The sequence below is a fragment of the Halobacillus sp. A5 genome, assembly GCF_024189315.1.
Lineage (GTDB): Bacteria > Bacillota > Bacilli > Bacillales > Halobacillaceae > Halobacillus_A.
Window position 1 is genome coordinate 180,375 of sequence record NZ_JAIZEO010000002.1, and the last position, 15,273, is coordinate 195,647.

A 15,273-nucleotide genomic window follows, 5' to 3' on the forward strand; every position below is an offset into this window, starting at 1 on the left:
TACAGGAGGGTTTATCTTTAAAAAAAGGTATTTTTGAAGGGGGTCATCTCATGTTTGATTTATCAACACTTTTACTTTTTATGGGTACAGCAATCATTTTAGTTGTCATCCCTGGACCAGATTTGGTATTTACGGTAACTCAAGGAATGGCTAATGGCAAACGAGCTGGTGTCATCACCGCAATGGGGTTAAGTACGGGTAATATCGTTCACACTTTAGCCGCAGCACTAGGTTTGTCGTTAATTATTAAAACCTCAGTAGTTGTATTTACTATTTTCAAAATAGGAGGAGCATTGTATTTATTTTATCTTGCATTTAAGTCTTTCAAACGTAGAAAAGTAATTGTTCGTCTGGACAATGAAGGTAATGATGGCTCTAATGGTCTGTTCCTTAAGGGGGTACTAATGAATATCTTAAATCCAAAAGTGGCAATCTTCTTTCTAACGTTCCTTCCTCAATTTGTAGATTATAAAACGTTAAATGTACCACTGCAAATGGTTTTCTTAGGGTTGATTTTTATTATCTTGACTGCAATAATATTTAGCTTATTTGGTTATTTTTCAGGTGCTTTCAGGGAACAATTTTTAAAAAAACCTCGTTTCAATGAGTATATGAACGTAACAGCTACAATTATTTTTGTAGGACTGGGTTTAAAACTTCTAACAACTACAATGTAACATATCAAAGTATGTGAAATAATAAACTTAAGGACACGGATAAGTTAGATAAAGAATATATGAGATATCTTGAAGTCAAGTCTTAATGAATTTGGGGCGATTGTTCAATATGAGCAATCGCTTTTTGCTAATGGGCAGGATTGTATAAGGCTCACTTTCGAGATAATAGACTGTATGAAACTAAATTGAATCGATTTCGTATGTTATTAGGAAGCTTTATTACATAAGCATAGCAAATTGAGTTAATTAAACTGACGGAGCAGGTTTGTTCAATAAGAAATCACAAAAAGAAGAGCAGTTATTATAAAATAAGATTTGACGTTTTAATGTCTAATAAAAAAGCAATGAAAAAAATTGAGATTATGCACATTAGTATTATTACACTAAATAAATAAAAATATATGGAGGTACAATTATGTGGGTGATATTTGGGGTTATTGCAATAATAATAACTTTTATAAATCTTTATATGTATAGAGCAGGAAAGGATTATAAGCTTGCTATGGCGCTAGGATTATCATTTACTACCTTAACACTTTGTGCAGAATACAGTCTTGTATCTGAGTGGGTAAAAGCAGAAGATTGGTCAGCTTTAGGAGATGTAGTACCCAGTATGGAAAGGGCATTATGGTTTTTGACAATTGTTTCTATCTTACTAAATATAGCACCTATACTTTTAGAACTAAAAGGTAAGAAATAGTTACTTATTGTCACATCATTTATATAAATGCAATTATTGTGTAAGTCTTTATGTGTAACTAACGGGGGACGGTAGCTTCATTAAATTCTATGATTAGTAAAGGAGGAGGAGGGTTAATGTATGTATTGTTGAGAGGGATGGCAGTTGGAGTTACTGAATCTGTTCCAGGTGTTAGCGGGAGTACGGTTGCGATTATTTTAGGAATATACAATCGTTTGTTATACTCCTTAAGTCTATTGACAACACCTCGCAGAAAAGAGGCTCTTCCATTCTTAATTGTTTTTGGTATTGGTATGTTATGTGGTTTTGGGGTGTCTATATACGTTGTTGATTATTTTCTCCATTATTTCCAGGCACCAACCTTAATGTTTTTTGCCGGAGTTGTACTCGGTTTTCTTCCTGTTTTATGGAAAGAGACAATAGGTCACACTAATTCGAAGTTAAAATTTGAACATTGGGCGATTTTAGTTTTTTTCTGTTTAATAGTTATATTTAGTCAATTTCTAGTTGATGTAAAGATTTTAGACGTAGAGCAACTCTCTATAGCTACCTATACCTTTTTAATAGGTGCTGGCTTTTTGGCTAGTTCGGCTCTTGTTTTGCGTGGAATGAGCGGAGCTCTCATTTTAACCATATTGGGTACATATGAAGTGGCGGTCCAATCTTTGAAGACAATGAATCTTCCTGTGGTTTTTGCGGTTGGTTTTGGAGTTATATTGGGTGTGCTAGTAATGAGTAGATTTATACAATTTCTATTGACTCGCTACCCCCTTGGGACTTACTTAGCGATAGTTGGCTTGTTAAGTGGTTCTGTGTTTGCCATTATTTACCGCATAGAGGGAAAGGTAGGTTTCACTTCATTGGCATTCATCATTATTGGAATTTTGGTTGTTACGATTTTGAATAGCCAAAAAACTAAGGCTACTGAACATTAAGGCAATGAAACACAACCTCCATTTTAATTCAAACTATCTCAGCTTCGAGTTTTATAGAAACGGGGAGCTATTGCTTAAGAAGTAATTGACCTTACATAATCGGTGTGACTAAGGAGAGAGGTAATGGATTTTGCATTTAACTTTTTGATATATATAAAATATAAGGCGACTAAAGCTTGTGCCGTGACAGGAGAAATTTTAGATGATAATCGTTTATTCGGTAGTAATATTTGGTTAAGCCCTGAAGGTCTTAGAATTCTAACAGAAGAGTTAGAAAAGGAACTTCACAAGTAGTGATATAACATAAAAAACCATATAGTTCATAATTGGATTGTACATTTTGTACAGTCCAATTGATTCCTTCCATTATTTGTTTAGTTTTTCTTGTTCATTAGTGTTTCGCATCTTCTGATATATCGTTGATTTCGGGACTCCCGTTTGTATCACAATGTCTTGAACCGTGAGTTCCTTTTCTATTCGTCCATTATAAAGCTTCAGAGCCCGTTGTATGTCCTTTTCACTCTTCCCAGGGGGCCCCATATGTTTTCCTTGTTTCTTCGCTCGTTCTCTTCCTTCGTGAGCTCTTTCGTTAATAATATCTCGTTCAAACTCTGCTATAGCACCTAAGATGGTAAACATGATTTTTCCCGCAGGGGTAGAAACGTCAATCTGTTCTTTCATAAATACGAGATTAAAATTCAAATTTCAGCAACACTATTTGGAGTAAGGGGAATATAGGTAAGACCTTGAACATAATAAACCTTTAGTGTAGTACTCTAAAGGTGATTTCTCCTGTAGCATATGGCTCGTCGAGACTGATAACATCCCCGTAATACGTACCTGAAGTCATATTCGTAAAAGTAACGGAACCATAAGGCCAGGTTGGTGTTTTAAAGGACGTACAATTGCCACTTTGTGAACTACACAAACGAGCAGAAACTCTTGAATAACTCCAGTTGTCGATATTGACATAGACAGTTTGCCCACTATGCGCTTCTAATTTACCATCCCATCGACCATCATCAGTCGTGAATCGGTAAGGTCCGAAAGTTTTTGCTTCTGCTGCAGAAGCAAAGCTTAACGATACAACAAAAAAAACTACGGATAGAATCAAGATAGACATAAATTTTCTGAACATTTGGTTTATCTCCCTTCCTTACCTATGTAACAGTACTTCAATAGAAAACTCAATAGTCAGATAATCGTGTTCTTAGTTTTTATTAGGGAGGGGACCGCCATTAAACAACATTAGCTGTCTTAAAAATGGTCTTCAAATTATATAATTTTTTAAAAGCTTTACAAAAAACAACAAAATATATTGGAGCCCTATGCTATTATAAGATTAAATTTTCTTAGAAAAGGGAGAGGCTATGCGAACGATTTTTGAAATGCAAATTTCTTCATTGGACCCAGAGTGGATTGAACTTATTAAAGAAGCGAAATTATTAGGGCTTTCTGTTACTGAGGTACAAGATTATATAGAAGGTAATATAGAGGTACCCCGTGATGGAAAAACCTTTTTTTCATAAGACTATACGGTTATACTTGAGGTAACTCGGTACTGAGTATTCTGCAAACGGGGAGCAAATATGTAACAAAGGATTTGCCCCCTTATTAGGGCAGTTTTTTGATTGATTAATTCCTCGATGACTTGATTACTGTAGCGTCGTTTACCTCACTAATACTTTATATTATTCTATCTTTCGTTTTTATATCGATAGGATTGAATCCTCTGAATATCAGAAATATAGCAAAAAATAGTTCGCAAAAAGCTATTGGTGCATTTAAGATAAAGTAGACTGGATTCATTATTGTTATGATATTCAACATCAATATTAACGTAGCTATGAGAGTAAATGCAGAACCAATAATACCCCATATCGATAACCAACTTGGAATCAGTCTAGTTTTATATAAGCATAAATAAAGTATCAATCCGCCAATACTCCATGGTAAAATCATTCCTATATGATTCAGAAAATCTCTGCCTTGTCTAAGCAATTCAGCTACTATTTCAAAGTACGATGAGTTAGCTGGGTTAGCACATACAAAACTCTGACTCAACCATAATAAAAGAAGGAGAGAGCCTATACTGGCAAAAAGAAACCCAGCTCCAATAATCCTGAAACCGAAATACCCCACCGCCAGGCTTCTGTTGTATATTTTTATAATTGGATAGAATAATACAGTTATAAATACATATACTACGGCCATTGCAGCTTGAAAAAATGTTGCTATTAAAACTTGCATTTCGATTTCTGACAATTTTTCAAGGAAATCTGGTTTCTGTAACATTGGAACAGAACTCAGTATCCCAAATACAAAACTGGATATTAACAGTAGCCCAAGAAAGATAGCAGTTCTTCTGTTTGGTTTTATGATTAATCACTCCTTTTCGCAAAACAACATAAGCCTTAGGAACTTTGTTTTATCAAGAGTTCTTTTGGACATTATTGACGCAAAAATCCCTCAAGAACCCGAAGGATCTGGCTGTGGAAAATCTCAGTTAGTCGATGCAAAAAGCAGAAAATAAAAATTATTCCTTCCATGGGCTCCTCCTAAGTTAGTTATATGCTCTTATAATATATCTCAAAACGTAAAATTCCCCAAAAAGGGAACTTTTAAAATTTTAAACTGTGGGAATGTAGCAGAAGACAATAACCTCATTGCTGATTTTATCTGATTCCATGCATCATTAAAGAATTTAAGAGTGTGGTTGAAAATTTTAGTTGCTAATGGTTTCGTTAGTGTAAAGGTTTACTTGAATTTGTATCGAGTCTTCATGAAACGGATGTTTAACTGGATAAGGAAAAGGGGCTCAATAACTAGGAGCCCCTTATTTGTTGATTTACGGCTGAATTAGGTTCCAAGTCTTGGCATCGTATTCTATATTGTACTTTTTCTTCCTTAAGGTCCATTTTTACTTTATATAAAAGTAATATAACTTTTAGCATGGTGGGGTAAAGCAGCATAAAAAATTATTAGATTATCTTAAATTCGAGTCTTCAACAAACGGGAGCAATTATTGAATTTTTGTTAGATACGCCGGCAGCCCCTAACCTATCTTGTAGTGTCATAGCTTCGCTTGTTATACGGGATCCAGGTCCCAACCAGCCTCAAACATGTTTCTACAAGTAGGGGGTGGACAGTATACTGGACGGGATCAGAGTCCCACGGGAGCGAACGTCCTACCCGGCTACTTAAAGAATAACCTATAAAAAATAGGTCAACCAGATAAACTGGTTGACCTTATAATACGATTGGGAGCGATTATTCAATAAGCCGTCTTTTCTGACTAATTTATCTTATCAGAATTAAAAAGCAATATTAGAAATGAAATTAAGATTACTAACTTGATATGATCTTAGTAAAAGTTGGTGGTCTTATGGAAAAGAAAACGATTGGGTTATTTCAAGCCATCGCATTATATGTTGCAGCGATTCTCGGATCAGGCGTGCTTTTTTTATCAGGAGTCACCGCCTCGATAGCCGGACCAGCCTCACTATTATCTTGGTTGATTGTTATTATTATGAGCTTTCCCCTGGCCTATTCATTTGCTTGTTTAGCTCGGGAATTTCCAGATGCAGGTGGCGCAGCCACCTTTGTTAGAAAGTCGTTTGGTGATCATCTAGGGAATATTACTGGGTGGTTCTATTTTGTAACGGCTGCATTTGGTCAGTCAATTGTTGCCTTAACAGGAGCTTTTTATGTAAGTAGTGCTTTTGAATTGTCGCATCTCCAAAGTGTCCTTGTAGCCGTTTCTATCTTATTGATTGCTGGAATTACGAATTACTTAGGTATTGAAGTCAGTGGGAAAGTTGCCTTAATTATCAGTTCTTGTTTATTAAGTTTATTAGTCATCACGGTCCTCCTATCATTACCGAAAGTGCAGCTTCTTCATTTTTCTCCATTTGTTTCGAAAGGGTGGCCTTCTATAGGTACAGCAATAACTGTAATCTATTGGGCATTTTTTGGTTGGGAAGCTATATGTAATCTTGCTACTAAATTTAAGCGTCCTCATAAAGACATTGTTAGAAGTACCCTTATTAGCGCAGTGATTATTGGGGTTTTATTTCTAGCCTTAAGTTTTGTTACGATCGGTACAGCAACGTATGGCGATGAGGAAAGTGATTTATCCCCTATTGGAGTTATTATTGGAAATGAATTAGGTATAGGCGCGCAAGTATTAACGGCTATTTTAGCTTTTATTATTTGCATAGGGACGTCCAATGCTTTTGTAGCTAGTCTGGCTCAGCTTGGATATTCACTGGGAAGAAACGGGGCTTTCCCCAAACAGTTATCTGAAATACACCATCCATCAGGGATACCTCGTCGGATGATTGTTTTTGTCATTTTGTTTGCCATTACAGGTGTTTTCACTACCTTATCTTTCTCTATGAGCTTCAACGATATATTGTTCATCCCTACTTCTTTGGGAATTCTCGTATTTATTTTTTCAATGGCTGCAGGCATAAAATTGCTTGAGAAAAGATCTCTGTCTTGGTTTTGTTCTATAGTAGCGCTAATTCTTTGTTCATTTGTTCTTCCATTTTTTAGAATATACATTGTAGTACCTTTATTAGTTATCGGATTATATTCCCTCTATATGATTATTCGAAAGAATATCTTGATTAACGAAAGAAGGTGTTCTCTACGTGGAGATAAAAAATGAACTCTCCCCATTAACTATGTGGAAGGCAATAGTGACGTGTGATGCTACCTACGACACCCGGTTTCTTTACGCTGTAAAAACGACCGGCATTTTCTGTCGACCTTCCTGTAAATCTAGAAACCCAAAATTCGATAATACGGTCTTCTTTATAGTCATTGAAGAAGCTTTCGGTAATGGTTTCAGACCTTGTAAAAGGTGTAGACCAGACCTTTTATCAGAAAAATATGATCCTCAAGCAGATATTGTTGAACAAGCAGTGACTATTATTAATATGGATTACACTCAAACGATTCACCTTAAGGATTTGGCTCAACGTGTAGGAGTAAGCCCTTTTCATTTAAATCGAATATTCAAATCAAAGATCGGCTGTACTCCACATATGTATTTAGAAAAAATCAGAATGGAGAAGGCATATCAAGTTGGCTATGGGTCTCTTTCAAGCTTTTATAAAAATTTTCGGAAGAGGGTGAACTGTTCTCCCAAAGAACATAGAGCCAAAGTTCAGTGAAAATTAATAAGCATATTATCTTGATATCGAGTCTTCAGGTTTATGGGGCGATTGCTCAATAGAGGGATCGCTCTTAGTACATAACCATGTATGTATTTAGTTTTTAACAAATGGAGCAGGTTAATTGAAGAAAAAATTTAATCTGGAGAGAAGGGAATTTATGAATGTCGATAAGGATAGATACTTTTTAGAATTGGCATTAGAAGAAGCTGAAATAACCTTGAAGGAAGACACATATCCAATAGGTGCAGTAATAGTAGATGATAATTATAATTTAATCGCCAAAGGACGAAATCAAGTACATACACATCAAGATGCCACAGCTCACGCTGAAATTGATGCAATACGAAATGCTGGTCAAGCTATTCTAAATGCAAAAGTAAGTCGTCAAAAGTTCGCAATATACACTTCTTTAGAGCCTTGTCCAATGTGTACAGGTGGAATTTTATTTGCAAATATAAAAAAAGTAGTCTGGTTACTAAATGACGATTTAGGGTTTGGAGGTTACAGAAAAATAAAAGGAACAAATGTATTTGCTGAAAGGTTTAATGAAGTTGAACTAATTGAAGAACCATATGCTGATTTGAAAAACAGGCAAATGGAACTTATGACTAAATGGTCCAACAATCGAAACAACATTGTTAATTTAAGGAGTGCTGTAAAGTAGTCAATTCTTCTTCAACTAAAAAGTGCTAAAGTAAAAGAAGAATAAAAGATATCTCGATTCCAAATCTTCATGAAAATGGGGCTTTAGTTTAATAAGCAAATATATATAAAGAGGACTTCCATAAAATTTGAAGTCCTCTTTTATATGTAATATCAACACTAAACTTTACCAGAGCCAAAAGAAAAGAAAGAGTAGGTGGCGGGACTCGTGACCAGATGCTGTATTTGTAATTTTACTAGCATTTTAGCTTGGGTTAAAAGTGCTCTTTATTTTTTGAGTGTTTGATAGAGCTCTTTAAATCCAATGATGAAAATTAGAATTCCAGTTACCATCAAGATGAGAATGAAACTACTTGTAGATATCAGATCACCAAGAAATAATAGTATTGAAAAAAATGTTACCGCTGTTATTCCGCTTACGTATTTACTCAATTTTTCCCCACCCTTTGTATACCTATAATTTAATTTTAACATGAACAGAATTACCAAAATCGGCGCCTGGTCATGATGGATTTACGTAAGTCTGTCAGCCGTTTTTGGCGTCTCTTCCTCTCTGGCAAACTGCAGAAAGGCCCGGTCAGAAAGAATGACATCCAGAAAAATCCATAGGCAGTTCGTGGGGTGTAATCAAGAGATGGCGGGGCATCCTTCCCCCTTTATTATTTGTAAATTAGTCATAAAATACTGTTATTCCGCAAATATGGGATAATTTGTGTTAATTTTCAGAAAAATATGATATCGTTTAACTAGAATTATTTGACATTTTGAAGAATAGCTCAAAGAGGAGGATAAAATGGAAGCAGTTCTTAATAATATTCAGCTTACGTTACTTGGGTGGTTTTACGCTTTAAAAAATCAGCTTGAAGAAAAACATCAGAAGGTCGTCGAAAACAAATGGATCATTTGGGTCGTGGTGTTAATCGCGGTAATCGGGGGGATTGGTTACGCGTATTACTGTACAAGCAAAGGGTACAGCTTCTCCGGCCAGGTCAGATGGAATTGGCCAAGAGTGTGGGATATCGGCATAGGGTGTAAACCAAATTAAAATAAACTAACGAGCTATTCTTCAAAATGCAATTCGACTATTTTAGATTAGGATTGAATCTATGATTACTATTTCCGAGCTTCAGAAGGCATACAACGACAATACGGTGTTACATGAGCTGAACATCGAATTTGACCCCGTGGGAATTGATATTATCGTCGGGATCAACGGGTCGGGGAAAACGACGCTCTTAAACTGCATATGTGACATCACCCCGTTTGAGAGCGGGTCCATCACCGTAGATTCCATCGATAGAAAAGAAAAAGAAGCGAAAACGAAAATGTATTACATTCCTTCAGACTTTTATCTGCCGGAATATTTATCCGGGAAGGAATATGCGGACTTTGTCTTCTCCAGGTACACAGATAAAGATGTGGAACGATTTAACTTCGTGATCCGCCTATATAATTTAGAATCCGCCTTACATAAAAAAATAAGTGACTATTCGTACGGAATGAAAAAGAAACTGCAGATTGCGGTGTCGTTAGCATTGGGTGTTCAATACATTTTAGCTGACGAAGTATTTAATGGGCTCGATTATGAAAGCTACCTGCTCACGGAATATTTGATCAATAAATTCGCGGAAAGCCGTAAATTTATTCTCGTGTCACATAATATGGATTACATTAAACGCAACCCTCTTGCCCGAGTGTATTTACTAAGTGCCGGAAGAATGGAGAGGGTCGAAGATATTTATCAAATCGAGGAAATCGTAATCAATAATGGAGAATTAAAAAAATATTATGATGAAATTGACAGATTCCTACACGATCACAAAGATTCTCTTGAATGAAGTTTTTAATAATATCCTGTCGAACCATATTTTCAACAAGAAAAGAAATCGGTATATACTGTTTGCCTTACTTTTTGTAATTTATGTGGCTTACTATCTATTGAACGTGTCGCAGCTGAACCAAATCTTCATTACCGAAGAGCAGACCAACGCTTCTCTTCAGAATATGCTGTTTTCCAGTTTAACGAACGTCATCATCATTATCTCGGGATTTATTTATTTAATTGTGACCATTTCGTTTTCTTTAACGAACCGTATGCAGTATCAGCTGAAGATCCTTCCGTTTGAAAAAGGGAGTATCTGGCTTGGGAGCATATTGTTTAAATTGCTGTTAGGCTATGTTTCTTTTTTAATTATCTTTGCGATTATCATCCCTCTTCTCAATTTGTTTTATTTTTCGCTGGGTCTTAATCTGCTCGTTCTCGTTTACTGTCAGCTGTTGTTTTTCTTCAGCATTTCTATATATTATTTCCTGTTTCACGCCCTCAGTGTGAAAATGAAGCTGACTGTTTTCAACCTCAATCATATTCTGTTAGTGGTTTTTCTTTTCTTTTATCTCTTTGTTTTTCGTTTTCAAATCGATCAAACGGTGAGGTCGCTGAGCTTTGAACTGACGATTCTGGTGGTGCTGGGTTTCATCGTCCTGCTGGCGGCAGGTACGCTGTTAGCGGCTCTGTTCATTTCCAAACTCCAGACCAGCGGCAAGGAAGATGTCTATTCCTCCAGTGACTTTTATTCGATGACGAGAATTCCGGTCAAGATGAACCACTTGTCCCTCTTATTTTTAGGGATGATTCGAAACAAGTTAACCCTGCGGCTGAGCGGCATCGTTCTTCTCTTCTTTTTGCTGGCGTGGATCGATACAAGGAATTTGTATACGGCGATGACCACGCTCGTTTACCTTTATCCCGTGATCTCTTTTTCAGCGATCAGGTATTACAGTACGACGATGTCCTACCGGAAGATGAACCCGTTTTACGGTCTTAGTGCAATTAAGGAAACACTGGTGACGGCGCTCATGAATGTCATGATCAACCTTCCCGTCATCATCGCTGCGATGGTTTTGTCAGGAGACTATGTAAAGACCACTTATTATGCGTTCATTATCTTTGAATCCGCGCTCATGATGGGCATTATTTTTCCGAAAAATAAGAGCTCCGTGAACGAATTTTCCGCATCCATCCTGTGTGTCGTGCTGGCTCTGTCTTTATATTTAATTTCGAATCATCTGCTTATTTTCCTGGTGATTTTCACTGTATTAACCTCCATAAAATATTACTTATTGCAAGGAGTTTTTACGATGAAACTAACTAAATTTATCTTTATCGGGACCGTCGTCTACCTCGTTCTTTTTTTAATCGATTATCTTGTGACCTTGTTTTCGATCGACGAATCCGGTGAATACATGTCTACGCTGGGGCTGAGCATCGACATGACGATGAACGAGCAAGAATTATTTACGAACTTCTCCTTAACGCCGCAGGTACTAGTCACTTTTGTGTCCTGGCTCCTGATCGTGTGCCTCGTCTACCTCGTGGCTAAACGAATCAGCCATCGACGAGTATTTGATAAGTAACGATGGACAATTTCGTGATGATGATGCAGGTGTTATTTACGCTCTACCTTCTTTTGTTTGCCGTGCTGCTGCTTCACGAGCTGATTCACCTGTTGTTTATTAAAATTTATAAAAAAGAGGTCCAATCGTTCACGATCAATTTCTGGGGCGGGAAGGCAGCTTATGTGAACGATCATAACTATGTTGATATCCTAGTCATTTCAGCTGCTCCTAATCTCGTCCTTCCGATGCTTGGTTGCGTCGTCTTTTCCCTGGATAGTGGTCTTTATTTTAACGCGTTTGCCTTCTTTTGTTTGATCAATTTAGTGAACCTGCTTCCTTTTACTTCGGATGGTTCGGCGGTTTTATATAGTATCATGAAACTGGCCGAACGAAAGAAGGCCTGAAAAAAGAGTGCACCGGGGAGGTACACTCTTTAAGATCTTACGCGCTCAATTGTATAACGTCCCCGCTCCGTCACCAGCGAAAAACGCTCCCCTTCAAACTGATACTGCGACGAATCCTCAAGCGGAATCTCATACATCGAGGAAGGCAGCGGCTGAAGGTTCTGCTCCTCCGACTGCGTGGTGCCTGTGCCATTTAAATGCAGTGCGTGCATCGGCTCGTAGTCATCGATTCTTCTCGTGTTCGTCTCATAAGAAATGTCGTGGAGCTGCATAATGAGCGTATCTTCATCCTCAAGCTCCTCTTTCGTCACCTTGATGGTCTCTCCGCTCCACTGCTGCAGCAGCTGGTTAAACTCTTCAATAGTTAATGCTCTTTCATTCATACGGATCCCTCCTGCCTATAGAATGGCCTAAGAGGGGGAGGAATTATTCAAAAGAGTTCCTTCAAGTTTCAACAGCTCTTCTTTCATCGGCAAACCCCCAGCATACCCTGTCATCAATTTGTTCTTTCCGATCACTCGGTGACAAGGCACGACAATCGGAATCGGATTGAGCCGGTTCGCATTCCCGACGGCTCGCACGGCTTTCGGGCTGCCGAGGCTTTCAGCAATGTCTGAATAGGACTTCGTTTCACCGTAAGGGATGGCGTGAACTTCCTGCCAAACTTTTTTCTGAAAGTCGGTTCCTTCTGGAGTAAACGGTAAGCTGAAGGCATCGCGTTCTCCGCGAAAATATTCCTCTAGCTGTTCTTTAATCGGCTGAATCAGCGCCGCATCAGGCTGTACTTCTCCGTATCGGTTCAGAAACTTCTCCCAAAGCTCATCGGTTAACGAGATGCCTACCAGACTACCATCCTCATCTGCCACTATTCGCAAGCGGCCAACCGGTGACACGTACTCATCGTAATACATCCGCATGCTCCTTCCTGAACTGCTTCGGCGTCTGGCTCGTATGGCGCTTAAAGGCTTTATAAAAGCTGGCCGGGTTTTGAAAGCCAGCCTCATAGCAGATTTCGGTATTCGTAAGGTCTGTGTGGCGAATGAGGTGTATCGCCTGTTCAATCCGCAGCCTCTCAACAAACGCGTGCGGCGTCTCTGACGTGTGAGCCTTAAACACCCGTCCGAAATGAAACGGACTGACGCTCACATGAGAGGCGATCTCATGAATGGACAGCTGTTTGTGATAGTTTTCCTGTAAAAACTGCTTCGTCTCCTCCACCAGTCCGGCGCTTAGCTGGTAATCTTCCTGTTGATCCGGACGGCACCTTTTGCACGGACGGAAGCCGTCTGCTTCTGCATCAACCGGATTGGTGAAAAAAAGCACATTACTTCGCTTCGGCGGCTTCGACGGGCAGGACGGCCGGCAGAAAATGCCCGTCGTTTTCACCGCATAGAAAAACAGGCCGTCGTATTCCTTATTACACGCTGTCACCGCTTCCCATTTGACTGCAGCATCCATAGCTTCCCCCCTTTCCGTGATGACCTCTCTGTTCTTTTTATACCACGAAATGAAGGAAGAATCATTTACTTCCTTGCTTTCTAATTGAGAAAAATATGGTAAATTAAGGTGGAGCCGTTTTGTATGACTTGCTTCAAATTAGAATGAGCACTGGAGGCATTTTTCTCCTGACCTCTCTGATCGATTTTTTACAACTCGGGATTTATATACTTAGTTAGGATGAAATTATGAAATCAACTTCTATTGTACGTGGAACAGTACTAATTACAGCGGCATCTTTACTATCAAAAATCCTGGGGATATTGTATGTAATTCCTTTTAATTACATGGTTGGAGAAGAAGGGGCTGCTTTATTTACATATGCGTATGTACCTTATAGTATTTTACTAAGTATTTCTACGGTTGGAATCCCGCTTGGAATGTCTAAATTTTTATCTAAATACAACTCATTAGGTCAATATGATGTCAGCTTTAAGATGTTCAAATTAAGTATGGTGCTGATGAGTGTTACTGGAATCATAACTTTCTTAATCATGTTTGCAGGGTCAGATTTATTTTCGACTATTGCTATAAGTAATAACCGCGATAGCTCTCAAGATCAATCCATTACCCAAAGTGATGTTTCGTTTGTTATACAAATGGTGAGTTTTGCCCTTTTAATCATCCCTAGTATGAGCCTGGTTCGAGGTTTTTTTCAAGGGCACGGCTCTATGGTTCCAACAGCTGTATCACAAGTAATTGAACAATTAGTAAGGATAATATTCCTGCTTGTTAGTGTCTACTTCATTATAAATGTATTAAATGAATCCTTAACTTTAGCAGTCGGGTCAGCCACTTTTTCGGCTTTTATAGGTGCAATAGCTTCCTGTTTAGTACTAGGCGGTTATTGGAAAAAGCGAATTTCAGCTTCCAAATTAAAAATAAATCAGGAACAATCTTCAGTTAAGCCTAATGAATTCCATTCTATTAGTCTATTTCGTGAGCTATTTTACTATTCCAGCGCATTTGTGCTTGTAGGAATTGCCAACCCTTTATATCAAATAATTGATCAAATGACGTTCGACAGAGCAATGGTTAATATAGGACAGGGAGATATCTCCCAGATAGCATTGGGTGTAATAAACTTAAATGGACATAAATTAGTTATTATCCCCGTCACGGTTGCTATTGGGCTGTCTATGGCAATAATACCTTCTCTAACTAAAGCATTCGTAGATAATAATAAAGCTGAAGTAATAAATCAAATAAATCAGTCATTCCAAATCATACTTGTAGTAGTTGTTCCAGCATTTGTAGGTTTATCTATTTTGCATAATGAAGCCTATGGCGCTTTTTTTGGTATAAATAATATTGAAATTGCAGGTCCATTGTTAGCTTGGTATGCTCCAGTATCTTTACTTTTTTCACTTTTCACTATCACTGCGGCAATATTGCAGGGAATAAACAGACAGCAATTCACTATTGTGAGTTTGTCCGTTGGCTTAATTTTAAAAGCTGTATTAAACATCCCTTTCATTTATACATTCGGGGCAAAAGGAGCAATTATAGGGACAATGTTAGGTGTGGGAGCAGCATCCTTATTAAATATATGGAAAATAAAAACATCTATCCATTTTTCGCTAAAACCCATCCTCAAACGATCCCTTTTTATTATTATACTTACACTCTTAATGGGTTTTTCTATAATCATTATTCGAAATGTTTTAGAACCATTTGTTAATTATGAGAACGGGCAATTTGACTCCGCGTTGGCTCTTGTCATATATGTGACTGTTAGCGGGGGTCTATACTTATTGACAGCTTATAAAACTAAACTTCTACAGCAAGTTGTGAATAAATAGAAAAATAAAAACACTG

At 37.8% G+C, this 15,273-nt stretch carries 19 protein-coding genes; 13 read left to right on the forward strand and 6 right to left on the reverse strand.

Going from position 1 to position 15,273, the window contains the following annotated elements; genetic code table 11:
- Positions 1–50: 50 nt before the first annotated feature.
- The 4 genes from LF822_RS08925 to LF822_RS08940 all read left to right on the forward strand — a co-directional run bounded on the left by LF822_RS08925 (position 51) and on the right by LF822_RS08940 (position 2,606).
- A complete protein-coding gene (locus LF822_RS08925) occupies positions 51–677 on the forward strand; it encodes a LysE family translocator (protein WP_253923688.1) in 627 nt (208 codons plus the stop codon).
- A gap of 415 nt (positions 678–1,092) precedes the next feature.
- Positions 1,093–1,377: a hypothetical protein gene (locus LF822_RS08930; RefSeq protein ID WP_253923689.1), complete on the forward strand. Its 285-nt coding sequence runs from the start codon at positions 1,093–1,095 to the stop codon at positions 1,375–1,377.
- Between the two features lie 116 nt (positions 1,378–1,493).
- A complete protein-coding gene (locus LF822_RS08935; RefSeq protein WP_253923690.1) occupies positions 1,494–2,312 on the forward strand; it encodes a DUF368 domain-containing protein in 819 nt (272 codons plus the stop codon).
- Positions 2,313–2,435: 123 nt separating this feature from the next.
- Positions 2,436–2,606 carry a hypothetical protein gene (locus LF822_RS08940; protein WP_253923691.1) on the forward strand — a complete coding sequence of 57 codons (171 nt, stop codon included), beginning with the start codon at positions 2,436–2,438 and terminating at the stop codon, positions 2,604–2,606.
- Positions 2,607–2,678: 72 nt separating this feature from the next.
- On the opposite strand, the gene LF822_RS08945 is transcribed toward LF822_RS08940, so the two are convergent.
- Together LF822_RS08945 and LF822_RS08950 are read right to left on the reverse strand one after the other, a co-directional pair.
- On the reverse strand, positions 2,679–3,014 hold the full coding sequence (locus LF822_RS08945; RefSeq protein ID WP_256521801.1) for a recombinase family protein: 336 nt from the start codon (positions 3,012–3,014) through the stop codon (positions 2,679–2,681).
- Between the two features lie 61 nt (positions 3,015–3,075).
- Positions 3,076–3,450, reverse strand: coding sequence for a hypothetical protein (locus tag LF822_RS08950; RefSeq protein WP_253923693.1), 375 nt, complete (start codon positions 3,448–3,450; stop codon positions 3,076–3,078).
- A gap of 232 nt (positions 3,451–3,682) precedes the next feature.
- Between LF822_RS08950 and LF822_RS08955 the strand changes: the two genes are divergently transcribed.
- Positions 3,683–3,841, forward strand: coding sequence for an anti-repressor SinI family protein (locus tag LF822_RS08955; RefSeq protein WP_253923694.1), 159 nt, complete (start codon positions 3,683–3,685; stop codon positions 3,839–3,841).
- Between the two features lie 157 nt (positions 3,842–3,998).
- On the opposite strand, the gene LF822_RS08960 is transcribed toward LF822_RS08955, so the two are convergent.
- Entirely contained in the window at positions 3,999–4,694 is a 696-nt protein-coding gene (locus tag LF822_RS08960; protein WP_371925896.1) for a DUF4386 domain-containing protein, read from the reverse strand.
- Between the two features lie 1,003 nt (positions 4,695–5,697).
- On the opposite strand from LF822_RS08960, the gene LF822_RS08965 reads away from it, so the two are divergent.
- From LF822_RS08965 to LF822_RS08995, 7 genes are all read left to right on the forward strand, one after another.
- Positions 5,698–6,984 carry an APC family permease gene (locus LF822_RS08965; protein ID WP_253923696.1) on the forward strand — a complete coding sequence of 429 codons (1,287 nt, stop codon included), beginning with the start codon at positions 5,698–5,700 and terminating at the stop codon, positions 6,982–6,984.
- Positions 6,968–7,492 carry a bifunctional transcriptional activator/DNA repair enzyme AdaA gene (locus LF822_RS08970; RefSeq protein ID WP_253923697.1) on the forward strand — a complete coding sequence of 175 codons (525 nt, stop codon included), beginning with the start codon at positions 6,968–6,970 and terminating at the stop codon, positions 7,490–7,492. Before LF822_RS08965 ends, LF822_RS08970 begins: the two co-directional genes overlap by 17 nt.
- A gap of 160 nt (positions 7,493–7,652) precedes the next feature.
- Positions 7,653–8,159, forward strand: a complete 507-nt coding sequence (locus tag LF822_RS08975; RefSeq protein WP_253924245.1) for a nucleoside deaminase — start codon at positions 7,653–7,655, stop codon at positions 8,157–8,159.
- Positions 8,160–8,951: 792 nt separating this feature from the next.
- The gene (locus LF822_RS08980; protein WP_253923698.1) at positions 8,952–9,203 is read left to right on the forward strand and encodes a hypothetical protein; all 252 of its coding nucleotides are present in this window, start codon (positions 8,952–8,954) and stop codon (positions 9,201–9,203) included.
- A gap of 61 nt (positions 9,204–9,264) precedes the next feature.
- Positions 9,265–9,996 carry an ATP-binding cassette domain-containing protein gene (locus LF822_RS08985; RefSeq protein WP_253923699.1) on the forward strand — a complete coding sequence of 244 codons (732 nt, stop codon included), beginning with the start codon at positions 9,265–9,267 and terminating at the stop codon, positions 9,994–9,996.
- The gene (locus tag LF822_RS08990) at positions 9,947–11,572 is read left to right on the forward strand and encodes a hypothetical protein (RefSeq protein WP_253923700.1); all 1,626 of its coding nucleotides are present in this window, start codon (positions 9,947–9,949) and stop codon (positions 11,570–11,572) included. Before LF822_RS08985 ends, LF822_RS08990 begins: the two co-directional genes overlap by 50 nt.
- 2 nt (positions 11,573–11,574) lie before the next feature.
- Positions 11,575–11,958, forward strand: coding sequence for a metalloprotease family protein (locus LF822_RS08995; protein WP_253923701.1), 384 nt, complete (start codon positions 11,575–11,577; stop codon positions 11,956–11,958).
- Positions 11,959–11,987: 29 nt separating this feature from the next.
- Here LF822_RS08995 and ymzB read toward each other — a convergent pair whose 3' ends face one another.
- The 3 genes from ymzB to LF822_RS09015 are packed head-to-tail and all read right to left on the reverse strand — an operon-like array spanning position 11,988 to position 13,416.
- On the reverse strand, positions 11,988–12,341 hold the full coding sequence (gene ymzB, locus LF822_RS09000; protein WP_253923702.1) for a protein YmzB: 354 nt from the start codon (positions 12,339–12,341) through the stop codon (positions 11,988–11,990).
- 27 nt (positions 12,342–12,368) lie between these two features.
- A complete protein-coding gene (locus LF822_RS09005) occupies positions 12,369–12,875 on the reverse strand; it encodes a methylated-DNA--[protein]-cysteine S-methyltransferase (protein ID WP_305881978.1) in 507 nt (168 codons plus the stop codon).
- The gene (locus LF822_RS09015) at positions 12,856–13,416 is read right to left on the reverse strand and encodes a bifunctional transcriptional activator/DNA repair enzyme AdaA (protein WP_253923703.1); all 561 of its coding nucleotides are present in this window, start codon (positions 13,414–13,416) and stop codon (positions 12,856–12,858) included. The genes LF822_RS09005 and LF822_RS09015 overlap by 20 nt, the downstream gene beginning before the upstream one ends.
- A 227-nt stretch (positions 13,417–13,643) precedes the next feature.
- Here LF822_RS09015 and LF822_RS09020 point away from each other — a divergent pair, with 227 nt between their 5' ends.
- A complete protein-coding gene (locus tag LF822_RS09020) occupies positions 13,644–15,257 on the forward strand; it encodes a putative polysaccharide biosynthesis protein (protein WP_253923704.1) in 1,614 nt (537 codons plus the stop codon).
- Positions 15,258–15,273: the final 16 nt, after the last annotated feature.

Excerpts from the sequence above, each read along its gene's own strand:
- LF822_RS08940 (WP_253923691.1), top strand. The coding sequence starts at position 2,436 with ATGGATTTTGCATTTAACTTTTTGATATATATAAAATATAAGGCGACT.
- LF822_RS08965 (WP_253923696.1), top strand. The coding sequence starts at position 5,698 with ATGGAAAAGAAAACGATTGGGTTATTTCAAGCCATCGCATTATATGTT.
- LF822_RS09015 (WP_253923703.1), bottom strand. The coding sequence starts at position 13,416 with ATGGATGCTGCAGTCAAATGGGAAGCGGTGACAGCGTGTAATAAGGAA.
- LF822_RS08955 (WP_253923694.1), top strand. The coding sequence starts at position 3,683 with ATGCGAACGATTTTTGAAATGCAAATTTCTTCATTGGACCCAGAGTGG.
- LF822_RS08995 (WP_253923701.1), top strand. The coding sequence starts at position 11,575 with ATGGACAATTTCGTGATGATGATGCAGGTGTTATTTACGCTCTACCTT.
- LF822_RS08925 (WP_253923688.1), top strand. The coding sequence starts at position 51 with ATGTTTGATTTATCAACACTTTTACTTTTTATGGGTACAGCAATCATT.
- LF822_RS08935 (WP_253923690.1), top strand. The coding sequence starts at position 1,494 with ATGTATGTATTGTTGAGAGGGATGGCAGTTGGAGTTACTGAATCTGTT.
- LF822_RS08950 (WP_253923693.1), bottom strand. The coding sequence starts at position 3,450 with ATGTTCAGAAAATTTATGTCTATCTTGATTCTATCCGTAGTTTTTTTT.
- LF822_RS08930 (WP_253923689.1), top strand. The coding sequence starts at position 1,093 with ATGTGGGTGATATTTGGGGTTATTGCAATAATAATAACTTTTATAAAT.
- LF822_RS08980 (WP_253923698.1), top strand. The coding sequence starts at position 8,952 with ATGGAAGCAGTTCTTAATAATATTCAGCTTACGTTACTTGGGTGGTTT.
- LF822_RS08985 (WP_253923699.1), top strand. The coding sequence starts at position 9,265 with ATGATTACTATTTCCGAGCTTCAGAAGGCATACAACGACAATACGGTG.
- LF822_RS08990 (WP_253923700.1), top strand. The coding sequence starts at position 9,947 with ATGATGAAATTGACAGATTCCTACACGATCACAAAGATTCTCTTGAAT.
- ymzB (WP_253923702.1), bottom strand. The coding sequence starts at position 12,341 with ATGAATGAAAGAGCATTAACTATTGAAGAGTTTAACCAGCTGCTGCAG.
- LF822_RS09020 (WP_253923704.1), top strand. The coding sequence starts at position 13,644 with ATGAAATCAACTTCTATTGTACGTGGAACAGTACTAATTACAGCGGCA.
- LF822_RS09005 (WP_305881978.1), bottom strand. The coding sequence starts at position 12,875 with ATGCGGATGTATTACGATGAGTACGTGTCACCGGTTGGCCGCTTGCGA.
- LF822_RS08975 (WP_253924245.1), top strand. The coding sequence starts at position 7,653 with ATGAATGTCGATAAGGATAGATACTTTTTAGAATTGGCATTAGAAGAA.